This window comes from Ochrobactrum sp. EDr1-4, assembly GCF_049199085.1.
Classification (GTDB): domain Bacteria; phylum Pseudomonadota; class Alphaproteobacteria; order Rhizobiales; family Rhizobiaceae; genus Brucella.
Map to the genome: position 1 here is coordinate 804081 of NZ_JBLZOF010000002.1, position 15575 is coordinate 819655.

Below are 15575 nucleotides of genomic sequence, written 5' to 3' on the forward strand. Positions count from 1 at the left end.
CAGCCAATGAGTGTATTTGCCGATGAAGCCTCTAAAAATGCGCGTGAATTTGGCTCTGCGGTTGACGCGGATGCGGATTGGCTTGGCTCGGGTGGCGATCCATCGAAGATGGCCTATGCCGATCTTGGCCGAGGCAGTGCGGTTGCACGCCTGAAAGATATCGCCACTATTCAAGGCGTTCGTGAAAACCAGCTCGTAGGCTATGGTCTGGTTATTGGCCTGAATGGCACGGGCGACAGCCTGCGCAACTCGCCTTTCACTGAGCAGTCGATGCGCGCCATGCTCGAAAATCTTGGCATCAACGCACCACGCAACTCCACACGCGCCAAGAACACGGCTGCGGTGATTGTGACCGCCAATCTGCCGCCGTTCTCCGGTGCCGGATCACGCATTGATGTGACAGTATCTTCGCTCGGTGATGCGACCTCGCTTCAGGGCGGTACGCTGGTGATGACGCCGTTGCAGGGTGCTGACAATCAGGTCTATGCGGTCGCTCAGGGCAGTATGATTGTCTCCGGCTTTTCTGCGGAAGGTCAGGCAGCAAGCGTTGTTCAGGGTGTGCCGACATCGGGTCGTATTCCGAATGGTGCGCTGGTTGAACGCGAGGTCGCAGGCAATTTCGGCAAGGATGCCGAAATGATTGTTGAACTGCGCGATGCGGACTTTACGACCGCGGTGCGCACGGCTGACACGATCAATATTTTTGCAAAGCGTCGTTATGGACGCGGCGTAGCCCTTGCGCGCGATTCCAAAACCATCCGCATTACACGCCCGAAGAATGTGCCGCCTGCTCGGTTTCTTGCTGAACTCGAAGGTCTGCCGATTGTAACCGATGAAGTTGCGCGCGTTGTGGTCGATGAGCGCACAGGTACCGTGGTTATCGGTGACAAAGTGCGTATCTCCAAAGTCGCTATCAGCCATGGCAGTCTGACCGTTCGTGTGACGGAAACACCGATGGTGGTACAGCCTGATCCGTTCAGCTATGGCGAAACAGAAGTCGAGCCAAACACAGAAATCGCCGTCAATCAGGCCGATGCTAAGATTGGTATCCTGACGGGAGCCAATCTCGAAAATCTCGTGAAGGGTCTCAACCAGATGGGTGTGAAGCCAAACGGCATCATAGCAATCCTTCAGGCGATTAAGACGTCGGGTGCACTTCATGCCGAATTGGTGGTGCAATGATGGTGGAAAAAAATCTGACCCGCTATGGTTTTGCGATCACGCTGCTTTTTGGCTCAGCTTTTGCAGCATTTGCACAGCAACCTCTGCCACCGCAGCCTGTTGAGCAGCAGGCTCCGATCACCCAGCAACTTGCATCTGCGCCTGTCGGGAATCTTGATGAGATTCGCAAGTTTTGCGGAAATCTCGATAATCAGGCTTCAGATGCACGCTATGCGCTTCAAGCTAAGCAACTTGCAGAACTGAAGGCAGACGTTGAAAAGCGGATGCTTGCGCTGGAAGAAAAGCGCAAAGAGTATGAAATGTGGCTTAAGCGCCGTGATGACTTCGTAAACAAGGCGCAGGATTCGCTGGTCGATATTATATCGAAAATGAAACCGGATGCGGCGGCAGCGCAGATGTCACTGATTGGCGATGAAGCGGCGGCGGCATTGATCCTCAAGCTCAATCCGCGTGTTTCGAGCATTATCCTCAATGAAATGCCGCCAGAAAAGGCTGCTAAACTTGCGCGCGTTATTGTTGGATCGCAGCGCACTGCCGTAGCAGCGCCGCCCAAACGGGAGCAGCGCGCGCAGGCAGAAAACGGGAGTAGCGTGCAATGAAAACAAGCATGAACAAAGCTCCGTTTGCCGCTTTGCTGATGGTTCTGGTGGCCGGTTGTGCCACTAAACCGGAAGAGATTGGCCGTGCGCCTGATCTTTCACCTGTTGCGGCTAATCTTGGTGTGCAGAACAATCCGCAATATAGCGGCTATCCGGTTCGACCGAGCAAGGCGTCCTATTCGCTATGGGACCAGCGCTCGACGAATTTTTTCAAAGATCCGCGCGCGCAGGAACCCGGCGATGTGCTGACCGTGATCATCTCGATCAATGATCGCGCCAATATGGATAACAAGACGGATCGCGAGCGCATTTCCAAAGGTCTTTATGGCGCTGGCGCATCGTTTGATACCAGCAGCCTGTCGGGCGCTTTTGGCGGTGGTGAAATGGATGCTTCGGTCAACACACGTTCCAACAGTACCTCTAAAGGTAAGGGCACGATTGAGCGCAGCGAGGATATTCGTCTTCAGATCGCAGCCATTGTCACCGACACACTTCCAAACGGGAACCTGATCATTCGCGGTTCGCAGGAAGTCCGCGTGAACAATGAATTGCGCGTGCTCAACGTGGTCGGGGTTGTGCGGCCGCGCGATATTTCGGGTTCCAATACGATCTCGTATGACAAGATCGCTGAGGCACGCATTTCTTACGGTGGTCGCGGACGCTTGAGCGAAATTCAGCAGCCGCCTTATGGTCAGCAAATTCTCGACCAGATTTCTCCGTTCTAAAGCCAATGAGCATGAGCGACACCTCCTCTCAGAAAGATAGTAAGTCAAAAGGGTCTATGATGGGCCTTTTGGCTGCGGTAGCGATACTCACTGCTATTGCGGGCGGTGGTGGCTGGTATCTGGGAGAGATAATTTCTGCCGGACAGAAGGCAAATGCACCTGCCAGCGGCAAGGAAGACAAGCCAAAGCAGGGCGAATTTGAATCGCGCAGCATTGGAACTGTGGTGCCATTGCAGCCGATTGTCACCAATCTTGGCATCCCGCAAAACACATGGGTGCGCCTTGAAGCATCGCTTGTTGCTAAGCCTGGTCGTGAGATTCCGGCGGACATGGCTGCCAGTATCGGTGATGATTTTGTTGCATTCCTGCGCAGTGTTAATCTGATGCAATTGCAAGGCGCGGCAGGTCTTGCCTATTTGCGCGCCGATCTTGAAGAACGGGCGCGTCTGCGATCCGAAGGCGCAGTCGAGCGCATCTTTATTTCGACATTGGTCGTTGAATGAAAAAAGCTCTTGGTCTTGGCGCTCTCCTGACGCTTGTCTTTACTGTTTCGGCCCATGCTCAGCAGGGCTTGTCACTTGAAAACCTGTTGCCTGCGGGCAGTGGTGCTGCAAGCGGTCAGATCGTTCAGCTATTTGGCTTACTTACGGTGCTTTCAATTGCGCCGGGCCTGCTGATTATGGTGACGAGCTTCACGCGCTTTGCCATTGCGTTCTCACTATTGCGTTCTGGCCTTGGCTTGCAAACAGCCCCTGCCAGCATGGTGATGATTTCGCTTGCGCTTTTCATGACGTTTTATGTGATGGCACCGGTTTTTGACCGGGCGTGGAACAATGGCGTTGAGCCGCTGATGCGCAATGAAATTACGCAGGAAGTGGCGTTCAAGGAAATTTCGTCACCGTTTCGCGATTTCATGATGGGCCAGGTCCGCGACAAGGACTTGCGGCTATTTGAAGACCTTGCAGAACCTTCATTCCGCACGGGCGAGGATGGTATTGTTGATTTTCGCGTGCTGGTTCCGGCTTTCATGATCTCGGAATTACGCCGTGGGTTTGAAATCGGCTTCCTGATTGTGCTGCCGTTTCTTGTGATTGATCTTGTTGTGGCAACGCTGACCATGTCGATGGGCATGATGATGCTGCCGCCAACCGTTATATCACTGCCGTTTAAAATCCTGTTTTTCGTGTTGATTGATGGCTGGAATATTCTGGTCGGAAGCCTGATACGATCATTTTCCTAGCATTTTTTTGGGAAAATACGCGATCCGTTAAAATGCGGACCAGCATATTAATATTCTGTTAACAATTGCCGCATAGTAGTGATGGCATGATGGGTCCCGCGCGTTTCGCGGTGACAGGCATGATGCCGCTCCACCATGCCGGTAATTTTTGAATCCGGCCTGTCCCTCATCCTGTTTTTTTACAAGGGGCACTACAATGTCTAGCATTCTTACAAATTCGTCGGCTCTGACCGCTCTCCAGACACTTTCGTCGACCAACAAGTCGCTGGAAACCACGCAGAACCGCATCTCGACCGGCCTTCGTATCGGTGAAGCTGCTGACAACGCTTCTTACTGGTCGATCGCAACTTCGATGAAGTCCGATAACAAGGCCAACTCGGCTGTTCAGGACGCTCTCGGCCTCGGCGCTGGCAAGGTTGACACTGCATACACTGCAATCAACGACATCAAGGACCAGGTTGACAAGATGAAGTCGCTTCTGGTTAGCGCGCAGGGCGCAAGCCTTGAAGACCAGCAGAAGGTCGCAACGGAACTTAAAGCCATCCAGTCGCAGATCAAGTCGTCGGCCAGCAACGCGAACTACGCTGGCTCGAACCTGCTCGTAAGTGCTGCGAACACTGATGGTTCGGATGATCTTAAGGTTGTCGCATCTTACAACCGTACTGGCACCACTGTAACGATCGACACTGTTGACGTTGCCGCTGCTGACGTACAGGTTTTTGCAGCTGCCGACGGTACAGGTGGTATTGCTGGTGGTCTGGTCGCCACAACCTTCTTCGATCCTTCGACGACACGCGTCGATGACGCTGGCATCAAGACTGCACTTGACGCAGTTGAAACGGCTCTGTCGGAACTCACCACTGGTGCGGCTACGCTTGGTGCTGCTAAGGCACGTATCGACACCCAGAAGAGCTTCATTTCGAAGCTTTCTGACTCGGTGGAAAAGGGCGTTGGCGCATTGGTTGATGCTGACATGAACAAGGAATCGGCTCGTTTGTCGGCTCTTCAGGTTCAGCAGCAGCTTGGTGTGCAGGCTCTCTCGATCGCTAACTCGTCGAGCCAGTCGATCATGTCGCTGTTCCGCGGCTAATCAGCTCGTCTATATAATTTACAGTCAGGGGCGCGGGATTTATTCCGCGCCCCTCTCTTTTGCGGCTCTGCATTTCCCGCCGCCACTTTCGCGCAAGCTTCGCGATCTATTTTGCGTTCATCAGGATGGCGGTGGTGTGAATGCAGCAGAATTTCCAACAATTGATCGAACAGCTTAGGGGAACGCTCGGCAAGCTTGGCGCGCGAAAACTTATAGCGCTCGGACTTGTCGGTGCTGCGCTGATGGGCACGATCCTCTACACCAGCTTTTATCTCAGCCGCCCTTCCTATGAGACGCTTTATGTGGGCCTTTCGCGTGATGACGTGAACCGTATGGGTCTGGCGCTTGGCGAAGCGGGAATTGCCTTTGATGTGAAATCGGACGGCTCATCCATTCTGGTGCCAATTGGCAAAGCTGAACAGGCGCGTATGTATCTGGCTGAAAAAGGCCTGCCAACGTCGAACAATGCCGGTTACGAACTGTTTGATAATATGGGGTCTCTTGGCCTCACGTCATTTATGCAGGAAATTACCCATGTGCGGGCGCTTGAAGGCGAGATCGCCCGCACCATTCAGGCTATTCGCGGTGTGAAGGCCGCACGTGTTCATATTGTTCTTGCAGAAAAAGGTTCGTTCCGCCGTGGTGATCAGAAGCCGTCGGCTTCTGTTGTTATTCGTGCGGAGGGTGGTTTTGCAGCCGAATCCGCACAGTCGATCCGCCAGCTCGTGGCTGCGGCTGTCCCGGCACTTGCCGCATCGGATGTAACTGTTCTCGATACCAATGGACGTCTTCTCGCATCTGCGGGTGAAGCCGCGAATGGTGCAGCATTGATGACCGCCTCGCTTGAACAGCAGGTTGCGGGCAATGTCGACGAAAGCATCCGCAAAGCGTTGGCACCCTATCTTGGCATTGGTCATTTCCAGACCAGCGTTCAGGCTTCGCTTGATACAGACCGTCGCCAGACCAATGAAACGAGCTTTGATCCTGAATCGCGTGTAGAGCGCTCAGTGCGCGTTGTGCGTGAAAGCGGCGATAACCGTAATTCACGTAGTGATAATGCCGCTGGCGTCGAGCAAAATATTCCGCAGGAGGAAATAGCGAGCCGCAACGGTGAAAGTTCGACTGAGAAGACGGATCGCCGCGAGGAACTCACCAATTACGAGATGAACACCAAGACTGTATCGACAGTCAGCGATGGTTATTCCGTCAAGCGGCTTTCGATTGCAGTCGTAATTGATCAGGCGCGTTTGCTCGCAACCGCTGGGACAACACCGCCACCAGCCGATTTTGTTGACCAGCAGATCACAAAAATACGCGATCTGGTCGCCACGGCAGCTGGGCTTAATCTGGATCGCGGTGATGTTATCAATGTTACGGCGGTCAATTTCATGAATGCTTCCGGTGCCGATATGGAGCCGGTTTCAACGCCATGGTCAGATACGCTGCTGCGTCAAAGCGGGTCCTATGTGAATGCGCTTGCAATCCTCGGTGCAGTCGCATTGCTGATCTGGTTTGGCCTTCGTCCGCTTTTGCGTGAAACAAGTGCTAAGCCGGCTGGAACGGAAGTTGCAATCCGTGAGCCGGCCGAGGTGGCAGTCCCGAATTTTGTTGCCGACACGCATAATCTCGTGAGTTCTGAATCGACAAAGGCTGTCATTGGTGGGCCAGAAGCCTACGCCGATCAAATGAAGAGCAGCCTTAGTGATCTGCGCCAGCGCATGCGTATGCCTGCAAAGCTGCGCCTTGAGCAGATGATTGAAATGGATGAAGAACGAGTGGCAGCTGTTCTCAAGCAGTGGATTCATGAAACATCTTCCCATCAGCAAGCGAGTCAAACAGGGCGTGCCGCAATGCCGGAGCTTGAGGCAGCCTGACGATGAACACGCTCGCGCTTAGCCGCTATTTGCCTGATTTTTCAACACATCATATCGACGATGAGGTGATTGAAATTATCGCGGCCCCGGTTGCAAGGGCGCCGTTGGTTGCAGACCCGCGCGTTGATTTGTCGTCAAAACCTCTCGCAGATAAGCCGTTTAAAGATGAGCAGGCCGAAATTGCTCAGATCCTCGCTTTTGAGGAAGAAAAGCGTTTGGCGTTTGAGAGCGGGCGTGAAGACGGACACAGGGAGGCGGAAGCGCTTTATGCGGCGGAAAAGGCACGCCTACTGCGCGAGCATGAGGCTGAAATTGAAACACTGCGCGCCGGATTTTCTCGTGAACAAGCAACCCTTCTGGCAGTTGGGCTGACGCAAGGTATGACTTTGCTTGAACGTAATTTATCGCAGCAAATGTCAGAAATTCTTGGTTTTCTTTATGCTGAGAAACTCGAGCAAGATGCTGTTCTGGAATTTGCGCGACGCATTAGTAAGCTTGCACTCGAAGGCGAAGCGCCTGAAATTCATGGTCCCGTGCATTTGCTGGAACCATTGCGTCACCACGCCGATCTATTGCCTTATGGCTGCCAGTTCATTGAGAACACATCCAGCGAAGTTTCATTTTCATTTGGAGAACGGGTGCTTGAAACACGTATTGCTCCAATTCTTGAAGAGTTAAAGGCAACCGTCCGATGAGCATTGATCCGGAGACTAAGCGCGAGATCATCATTGTGCGTCGCGGTAATCGGGACGATGATGACGGACATCATGGTGGCGTCTGGAAAATCGCCTATGCCGACTTCATGACGGCTATGATGGCCTTCTTTCTTGTTATGTGGCTTATCAATGCTGCTAACGAGGAAAGTAAGGCGGCTGTCGCCAGCTATTTTAATCCGGTTAAGCTGATGGATCGACATTCCAGCCCGAAAGGCGTGCAGGATGTTGACCAACAGGAAGGCCGTGTGCGTTTCGATAGTGACCAGAAGGTGGATGATAGCACGAAGGTTATCAATGAAACCTCGTCAAATGCGGTGAGCCAGCAGGAAGAAAGCCGGATGTTCCGCGAACCTTACGCTGTACTTTCTGAACTTGCCCATGAAACGGGTGTTTTGCAAAATCAGTCTGCCAAAGGCGAGGGCGGCATTGCGCAATCCGGACCACAAACTGGCTCGGATGGCGGTGACGCTTATCGAGATCCGTTTAGCCCTGATTATTGGTCTAGCAAAGCTGCGGAAACGCTGACCCAGCCGGAAGCAACACCTGCCACGCCGCCAGAAAAAACAGCGGATGCAGAGGTTGAAGAAAAGCCAGCAGAAAGTCAGGAAGAGCTTATTGCCGAATTAAAGCAAGCAGCGACCGGGGATACATCAAAAGCGGAGGGTGACACTCAGAAAACTGAGCCGATGCCCGATGTCAGCGTCGTGCCAGTGGATGGTGGCGTGATGATCCAGCTGACTGACAAGATTGATTTTGGCATGTTCACAATTGGCTCTGCAAAGCCTGATGCACGCGTCGTGGCCATAATCGAGCGCATTGCACAGGTGATCTCCCGTCAGCCGGGTGAGGTCATTATCAGCGGTCATACCGATGCACGACCGTTCAAGAGCGCGAGCTATGATAACTGGCGGCTTTCTTCAGCACGGGCACAAATGGCTTATTACATGCTGGTCCGTGGAGGGCTTGATGAGAAACGTGTGCTGCGTGTCGAGGGATATGCTGATCGGCAGCCGAAAAATGTGAGCGACCCGAACGCCGCTGAAAATCGACGCATCGATATTTTTCTCAAGTCTAATCCATGAAGAAGATCATTGTTCGCACTGGACTGGCGATGCTTGTGGGATTGCCACTGCTGTCTGGCGCAGTGATCACATCGGCAAAAAGCGCGCCCAATGCTGAACAGCCGCAGTTTCCGGTGCTTGAGCCTTATAAGCTCGTTCGTTCTCTGCGCATGCTTCAGGATCAGCTTGTCACAGGCAAGCCTGAAGCCGTTGTGATGCTCAACAGGCTTCTCAGCTTTGTCAGCGCGGATATGCAGCGTGCTCCCGACGCCTTCTGGGAAAAGCCAGAAAATATCTATGCTGCTATTATCTACCTGTTTAATGGTGGTAATCCGGGCGCTGTACGCACGGTCCTTTCTGGTACGAAGGATGGTGTGGTTCCGGCTGAACTCGTTAAGGGCGCTTTGGCCTATGCTTCCGGGCAAAATATTGAAGTGGTAAAACTTTTTTCAGTGCCACTTGCTGCCGATGTTCCGGTTGAACTTAAAGCTTCTATCGTTTTGGTTACGGCCAATCAGATGGCAGCATTTGATGCTGCCACGGCTTTACAGCGATTGGATCAGGTGAGGCTTAGCAGCCCCGGGACGCTCTTTGAAGAGGCTGCGATCCGCAGATCTATGCCGATTGCAGCAAAGCTTGGTGATGCCGATAAAGTCAGGCTTCTGTCGAGGAACTATCTGCAACGCTTTCCCCGCTCGCCCTATATGCGCGATTTCATGCAACAATTTATTGATGCGGCGCTGAAATTGAATGATCGCATCGACAATGCTGAATTGGTCAAGCTGGTTGGAACTGCTGATCCGGTTATGCAATATTCGCTTTATCTGCAACTCGCGCGCGGAGCACTGGTTGACGGACAGACAGAACGTGCGCGGTTCATGTCGGCAAAGGCACAGAAATTTGCAGATATGCTCAAGGACGACCCGAGCCGGGCTAATCTTTATGCGGCTGCAAGTGGGGTCGCCTCCAATGAGGCCGGGGTCGCCTTGAATGAGCTTTCACAGATTTCGCCAGACCGTTTGCAGGAGCGAGACCGTAAGTTGTTAAATGCAGCGAAAGCGATTGGCTCAGTGGTAACGCGCAAGCCTGATGCGGATAATGAGGAAGCGGAAACTACAAAATTAACCACCGTTCCCGTAATGCCCGTTGCTGATGATAAGCTGCCTTCTGAAACGGTGGTTCGTGCGCAGCCAACACCCTCTGCGAATGCGGGTTGGGCACCCGCGCCCAAGCAATCAGAAGATGATCTTCAAAAGACCTTGGAAGATGCGCGCAACAAGATTGCAGAAATAGATGCTTTGCTGGGAAAGAACGTTCAATGAGCATGGATATTTTGACCGGAGCGGGCGGGCGCGTATCATCACCGACAAAAAGCACTGCCGCTCAGAGCGGTAAAATCGACACGGCTGATCAGGAAATGTCTGATCCGGCAAAACTGTTTGGTGCATTGCTGGAGAAATCAGACAGCAAAGAGACCGATCGATCAGAGCAGAATGACGAAGGCGAGGTGGATGACAGCGATATTGCCTCCCCAGATAGCCCGCGTCAGTCACAAACCTATTTTATATCGCAACCGCTTTTCAGTCTGACAAAAGACTTCTCTGCACATGCTGACAAAGACGCTGCGTTACAAGCCGTTGGCGATAGCAAGACTAACGCTCTCCTGGCGATGCATTCTGGATCAGAAGGCGAGTCTCGCGGTACGGCGATAGCTGATGTGGCTAATACGAATATGCAAGAAAAGGCTGTTGCTTCTGGCATGAATTCGCTGGCGGCTGATTTTGGCAAAAAGTCAGCCACTGCTGCCGCCACACAGAATAAAACCGATGCCAAGTTGGGATCTGAAAGTGCGCCAGACAGAACTCAAGTCAACGGTGCTCTTAATGATGCTTCGCCGATAGAAGGCATGCCAGCAGAGCAAACGGATGCGCCAGATAATAGCTCTGTGGCTGCATCTTTCGCAGATGGGGGCAACGTGTCGGAGCGTATGGGTGTGCAACAACAGCCGCAGGTATCGCGCGCTCCTGTTCCGCTTGAGGTGAAGTCCGCGCCCACAAGCCCTCAGGCTGCGGTTCGCATTGATGATGTTCAGGTGATTTCTGAGCGAAGCTTTGGCGCGGTTAAAACATTGCAGATCAGGCTTGATCCCGTTGATCTTGGTCAGGTAACCGCACGCATTCGCGTGGTTGCCGACACTATTGAAGTGCACTTGATTGCAGATAAGCCGCACGCTGCTGAAGCGCTGGCTGCTGATCGCTCTATGATAGAAAAGGCACTTAAAGTCGCTGGAGTGACGGATGATTCAAAGATTACCGTCAGCGTTGCTGAACGAGGCGCGGTCAATGTGCAGCAATCCTCATCAAGCCAGAATGCAGCACAGCAACAAAGCAATCAATCCCAGGGCCAACAGGGTCAGCAAGGATTTGGTATGCAAAGTGGAATGGATGGCCGCAACGGATCTCAGGGTGGTTCGCAAGCGCAGTTTCTGGGCGGAGAAAGCAGGCAGAATGGTCATTCCGCTCAACAAGAGCGTAGCGATTACGACGCGCGTCGTGGGAGTAGTGAGGCAGCTAACGAAGCTGGTCTTGTTACTAACGGCCGCCGCAACGGTTTGGTTGTGTGAAGCATCTCAAGCGCGTGCTGAGAATGTCTGCGAGCAGGAAATGCATCGCGCATCCGCCCGTTATGACGTGCCTTTGGGGATACTCTATGCCGTCGGTTTGACGGAAACGGGACGAAAAAATTCGCTCCAGCCTTATGCAATGAATATCGAAGGCCGTGCTGAATTTTTCACGTCACAATCGGCTGCGTTGAGGCGCTTTGAAGAAGTGCATTCACACGGCGTTAAGCTCATCGATTTGGGGTGCATGCAGATCAATCACTATTATCATAGTGAGGCTTTCCCATCGGTTGCTGCAATGCTGCAACCATCAATGAATGTCGATTATGCAGCGCGTTTTTTAAAACGCCTTCGCGAACGTGAGGGCAACTGGACAATGGCTGTTGCGCGCTATCATGCAGGGCCGAATAATGACCCGGCTCAGAAGCGATATGTTTGCCGCGTTATGACGAATATGATCGCGACAGGCTTCGGCAACTGGACAGAACCGGCGAAAAAATTTTGTGCGGGGTGATAAGCGGTCGCTAAAAAATAGGCGCCTCAACCAAACAGGGTAATCGCATCAACTTTAGGCTTACAACTTATGAGTGCACTTATCCTTTAGTCCAATTATATCGATTAAATTCGCAAGCCCTTGTAATGAATCGTTAAACTCAATGACGTGTTAACTATTTGTTAACGCTTTGCGCACAGTAATGTCATATGAGATGCAATCTCAGCGATTCCCCCAATATTAAATCTAACTAATTCACCTCCCAATTTATTGGTAGCTAGTAGTTGTAATTGTCGCTGACTCCCCCCGCCAGTTAGGTCTGTAAAAGACGGGTTAACATATTGATTCGGAAGGCGGGCCGATGATCGTAGTTGTAGATGAGCGGGATATTGTGACCGAGGGGTACTCCTCTTGGTTTGGTCGTGAAGGTATCTCCACGACTGGCTTTCGCCCATCTGATTTCAACGATTGGGTAGAAACAGTTCCCCACCATGACATCATGGCCGTTGAAGCATTTCTGATTGGCGAATGTGCTGGACAAAATGGTTTGCCATCCCGCATTCGTGAGCGTTGCAAAGCGCCCGTTATCGCCGTCAATGATCGCCCTTCACTTGAACATACGCTAGAGCTTTTTCAATCAGGCGTTGACGATGTTGTGCGCAAACCCGTTCATGTGCGCGAAATATTGGCCCGCATTAATGCCATACGCCGCCGGGCTGGTGTGTCAGGCTCTAGCACAAATGATGGCACAGTTCTCGGTCCAATCACCGTCTTCTCTGACGGGCGCGATCCGCAAATTAGTGGTGCCGATTTTATCTTGCCGCGCCGCGAGCGTCGCATTCTGGAATACCTGATTGCCAACCGTGGTCGTCGTCTGAACAAATCGCAAATATTCAGCGCGATTTATGGCATTTTCGATAGTGAAGTCGAAGAAAACGTCGTCGAAAGCCATATCAGCAAGCTGCGCAAGAAGTTGCGAGAGAAACTTGGTTTCGATCCGATCGATTCCAAGCGTTTTTTAGGCTACAGCATCAACATAGAATAAGTATCATATCCCCCCAAACTTGCATGAACATGCCAGGACGACAGTTTCACGCAAGCGTGGAGCGCTAGCCTTGTCGCAGATTTACGATTTTTCAGGAGCTGCCAATGAGCCTCTACGGTATGATGCGGACCGGTGTTTCAGGCATGAACGCACAGGCCAATCGCCTGTCAGCGGTCGCAGACAATATCGCGAATGCCAGTACTGTAGGCTATAAACGCGCAGATACGCAGTTCTCCTCGCTGGTGCTGCCGAGCACGTCTGGTCAGTATAACTCCGGCTCCGTTATGACCGATGTTCGCTATGGTATCTCAGATCAGGGCGGGATTAGGTCCACGTCTTCCACGACAGATCTAGCCATTGATGGCAATGGTTTCTTTGTTGTGCAAGGTGCTGATGGTACAAGCTATCTGACACGTGCCGGTTCCTTTGTACCTGATAAGGACGGTTTTCTCGTTAATACAGCAGGATATTATCTGCTGGGCGCCGGTGCTGATGAAAGTGCTGGCGGACTGACCATGGCAGGGCTTGGAAAGATTAATGCCAATGCGGCTGATCTGAAGGCCGAGGCCAGCACATCAGGAACTTTCACCGTTAGTCTGCCATCGGGTAGCGCAGTTCCGGCTGCTGGTGCATATAATCATAAGACTTCGCTCGTTTCTTATAATTCTCAGGGCGAAAAAATCACGCTGGATGTCTATTTTTCGAAATCAGCAGACAATACGTGGGATGTCTCGATTAAGAATGCTGCCGATGGTGTGGAAGTCGGTGCAACGACGCTGACATTTGATCCAGCCAACGGCAATTTGCTGACCGGCGGCAATGCAACCGTTGATCTCACTGGCTATAATGGTTCATCGCTCAGTCTCAACCTTGGGGCGTCAAAAGAAGCTTCAGGCGATTATACAATCTCTCAGGCCGTCATTAACGGTCAGGCAAAGTCCTCAATGAAGAGCGTTGATGTCGCCAATGATGGCTCTGTTGTCGGGATCTATGAAAACGGAACACAGGTGGTTCTGGGGCGCATTCCGCTTGCCAAGGTTGCAAGCCCGGATCGCATGACAGTCGTCAGCGGTAATGTGTTTCTCGCCAGCGCTGACTCTGGCGAAGTGACACTTGGCTTTCCGCAGACCAGCGGTATTGGCAAGGTAATGTCGGGAACGCTTGAAGAGTCCAATGCTGATATTGCGCAGGAGCTCACGGACATGATCGAAGCCCAGCGGAGTTATACGGCCAATTCCAAAGTTTTCCAGACTGGCTCAGAACTCATGGATGTTCTGGTCAATCTCAAGCGCTAATCGAAATGATTTCCCGGGGCAAATATTCGGGAAATCAAGTCATGACTTCGTCGGAATCCATTCTGGCACACGCGTAAAACGGGTTTCGGTCCTACGACTACGAAGTAAATTAACACGTATAGCGGTTCACTCTGTCCAAGCGACAAAGCGTTCCGCCGGTAAATGGGGAAAAAATGTCACTTAGTTCTGCTCTATCGACAGCCAAAAGCTCGCTTGCGGCAACGTCCAAGCAGACTTCGGTTATCTCCCGTAATGTTGCGGGCGTAAACGATCCTGACTATTCTCGTCGCTCGGCATCATTGGTGTCTGGGCCCTATGGTTCCCTTTACGTCAATATAAGCCGCTCGGCCGATACGGCGTTGTTTAACCGCTACATTCAATCCAATAGTGCGGCATCATCTTCTTCTATTCTTGCAGGCGGTCTTGACCGCCTTTCATCAATTTATTCAGCTGATAAATATTCGTCTTCGCCGTCAGCGCTGATCGGTGATTTGCGCGATGCATTGCAGACCTATGCCTCTTCACCGTCCAATTCAGCGCTGGGTAACAGCGTTGTTTCTACCGCTGAAGCACTTGCCAATGCGCTGAACGATGGCACCAAGCAGATACAGTCACTGCGCAATGACGCGGACAATGAGATTGCGGATTCTGTAGCCACAATCAATGATGTGCTGGCTAAATTTGAGAAGGTCAATCAGCAAATTCTTGGCGGAACGCGCGCCGGAACCGATGTTTCAGATTTCCTCGACCAACGCGATTCACTGCTCAAGCAGCTTTCTGGCGAGATCGGCATCACAACGATGACTCGCGGCGATAATGACATGGTCATATTCGCTGAAAACGGCGTGACACTGTTTGAAACCTCGGCGCGGAAGGTGAGTTTTACGCCTTCGAACGGTCTGTCTGCCGGTGCTTTGGGCAATGCTGTTCTGGTCGATGGTGTACCGTTGTCGCATGAGACATTCGACCAGCCATTCGGTACGGGGCGGCTGAGTGGCCTTCTGCAACTGCGTGATCAGATTGCACCGCAGTACCAGATGCAGCTTGATGAAATCGCGCGCGGTCTGGTCAATATGTTCGCCGAAACCGATCAGAGTGGCGCGGGTGGTTTAAGCAAAACGGGTCTGTTTAGCTGGTCAGGTTCTCCAGCGACGCCTGGCGCGGGCTTTTCATCCGGTCTTGCAGGTACAGTGAGTGTTTCGTCTGCCTTTATCTCATCGCAAGGTGGTAGCTCTCTCTTGTTGCGCGATGGTGGTGCGAATGGTGCCGATTATAAATATAATAGTGATGATGCAGCCGGTTTCAGCGACCGGCTTCGGGCTTTGAATGAAGCTTTCAGTGGATCAATGACGTTTACCGGCTCGACGGGGTTGAATTCGACCGCCAGTCTGAACGATTACAGCGCATCATCAATTAGCTGGCTGGAAGGCAAGCGCCAGACCGCCAACTCGAATTTTTCTTATAATCAGACAGTTGCAGTGCAGGCCGACCAGGCTTTGTCCAACGCCAATGGTGTCAATATTGATACCGAGATGGCGTTGCTTCTTGATCTGGAACATTCTTATCAGGCTTCAAGCCGGGTGTTGACGACCATCAACTCCATGCTTGATGACCTTCTCAACGCGGTGTGAGTTT

General features: G+C 52.2%; 14 protein-coding genes and 1 pseudogene. All 15 read left to right on the forward strand.

Going from position 1 to position 15575, the window contains the following annotated elements:
* Window positions 1–6 precede the first annotated feature (6 nt).
* The 15 genes and pseudogenes from ACOZHT_RS10075 (at window position 7) to flgK (ending at window position 15571) form a co-directional block, all read left to right on the forward strand.
* Window positions 7–1182 carry a flagellar basal body P-ring protein FlgI gene (locus ACOZHT_RS10075; RefSeq protein WP_339513088.1) on the forward strand — a complete coding sequence of 392 codons (1176 nt, stop codon included), beginning with the start codon at window positions 7–9 and terminating at the stop codon, window positions 1180–1182.
* Window positions 1179–1781 (forward strand): MotE family protein, encoded by a 603-nt coding sequence (locus ACOZHT_RS10080; RefSeq protein ID WP_339513001.1) that lies wholly within the window; start codon window positions 1179–1181, stop codon window positions 1779–1781. Before ACOZHT_RS10075 ends, ACOZHT_RS10080 begins: the two co-directional genes overlap by 4 nt.
* Window positions 1778–2506 (forward strand): flagellar basal body L-ring protein FlgH, encoded by a 729-nt coding sequence (gene flgH, locus ACOZHT_RS10085; protein WP_339512999.1) that lies wholly within the window; start codon window positions 1778–1780, stop codon window positions 2504–2506. Before ACOZHT_RS10080 ends, flgH begins: the two co-directional genes overlap by 4 nt.
* 11 nt (window positions 2507–2517) lie before the next feature.
* Window positions 2518–3009, forward strand: a complete 492-nt coding sequence (locus ACOZHT_RS10090; RefSeq protein WP_339512997.1) for a flagellar basal body-associated FliL family protein — start codon at window positions 2518–2520, stop codon at window positions 3007–3009.
* Window positions 3006–3746, forward strand: coding sequence for a flagellar type III secretion system pore protein FliP (fliP, locus tag ACOZHT_RS10095; RefSeq protein ID WP_339512995.1), 741 nt, complete (start codon window positions 3006–3008; stop codon window positions 3744–3746). The genes ACOZHT_RS10090 and fliP overlap by 4 nt, the downstream gene beginning before the upstream one ends.
* Before the next feature lie 196 nt (window positions 3747–3942).
* Window positions 3943–4836 (forward strand): flagellin, encoded by an 894-nt coding sequence (locus ACOZHT_RS10100; RefSeq protein WP_339512993.1) that lies wholly within the window; start codon window positions 3943–3945, stop codon window positions 4834–4836.
* Between the two features lie 140 nt (window positions 4837–4976).
* Window positions 4977–6710 (forward strand): flagellar basal-body MS-ring/collar protein FliF, encoded by a 1734-nt coding sequence (fliF, locus tag ACOZHT_RS10105; protein ID WP_421565666.1) that lies wholly within the window; start codon window positions 4977–4979, stop codon window positions 6708–6710.
* Window positions 6711–6712: 2 nt separating this feature from the next.
* Window positions 6713–7405 carry a hypothetical protein gene (locus tag ACOZHT_RS10110; protein WP_339512989.1) on the forward strand — a complete coding sequence of 231 codons (693 nt, stop codon included), beginning with the start codon at window positions 6713–6715 and terminating at the stop codon, window positions 7403–7405.
* Window positions 7402–8508, forward strand: coding sequence for a flagellar motor protein MotB (locus ACOZHT_RS10115; RefSeq protein WP_339512987.1), 1107 nt, complete (start codon window positions 7402–7404; stop codon window positions 8506–8508). Before ACOZHT_RS10110 ends, ACOZHT_RS10115 begins: the two co-directional genes overlap by 4 nt.
* 104 nt (window positions 8509–8612) lie before the next feature.
* Window positions 8613–9809, forward strand: a pseudogene (locus ACOZHT_RS10120) (chemotaxis protein); the annotation flags it as partial.
* On the forward strand, window positions 9806–11110 hold the full coding sequence (locus ACOZHT_RS10125) for a flagellar hook-length control protein FliK (protein WP_339512983.1): 1305 nt from the start codon (window positions 9806–9808) through the stop codon (window positions 11108–11110). The pseudogene ACOZHT_RS10120 and the gene ACOZHT_RS10125, both read left to right, overlap by 4 nt.
* A gap of 40 nt (window positions 11111–11150) precedes the next feature.
* Window positions 11151–11621 carry a transglycosylase SLT domain-containing protein gene (locus ACOZHT_RS10130; RefSeq protein WP_339512981.1) on the forward strand — a complete coding sequence of 157 codons (471 nt, stop codon included), beginning with the start codon at window positions 11151–11153 and terminating at the stop codon, window positions 11619–11621.
* A 340-nt stretch (window positions 11622–11961) separates the two neighbouring features.
* Window positions 11962–12645, forward strand: a complete 684-nt coding sequence (gene ftcR, locus ACOZHT_RS10135; RefSeq protein WP_339512979.1) for a flagellar transcriptional regulator FtcR — start codon at window positions 11962–11964, stop codon at window positions 12643–12645.
* A gap of 104 nt (window positions 12646–12749) precedes the next feature.
* Entirely contained in the window at window positions 12750–13940 is a 1191-nt protein-coding gene (locus ACOZHT_RS10140) for a flagellar hook protein FlgE (RefSeq protein WP_339512977.1), read from the forward strand.
* 173 nt (window positions 13941–14113) lie between these two features.
* Window positions 14114–15571, forward strand: coding sequence for a flagellar hook-associated protein FlgK (gene flgK, locus ACOZHT_RS10145; RefSeq protein ID WP_339512975.1), 1458 nt, complete (start codon window positions 14114–14116; stop codon window positions 15569–15571).
* Window positions 15572–15575 lie beyond the last annotated feature (4 nt).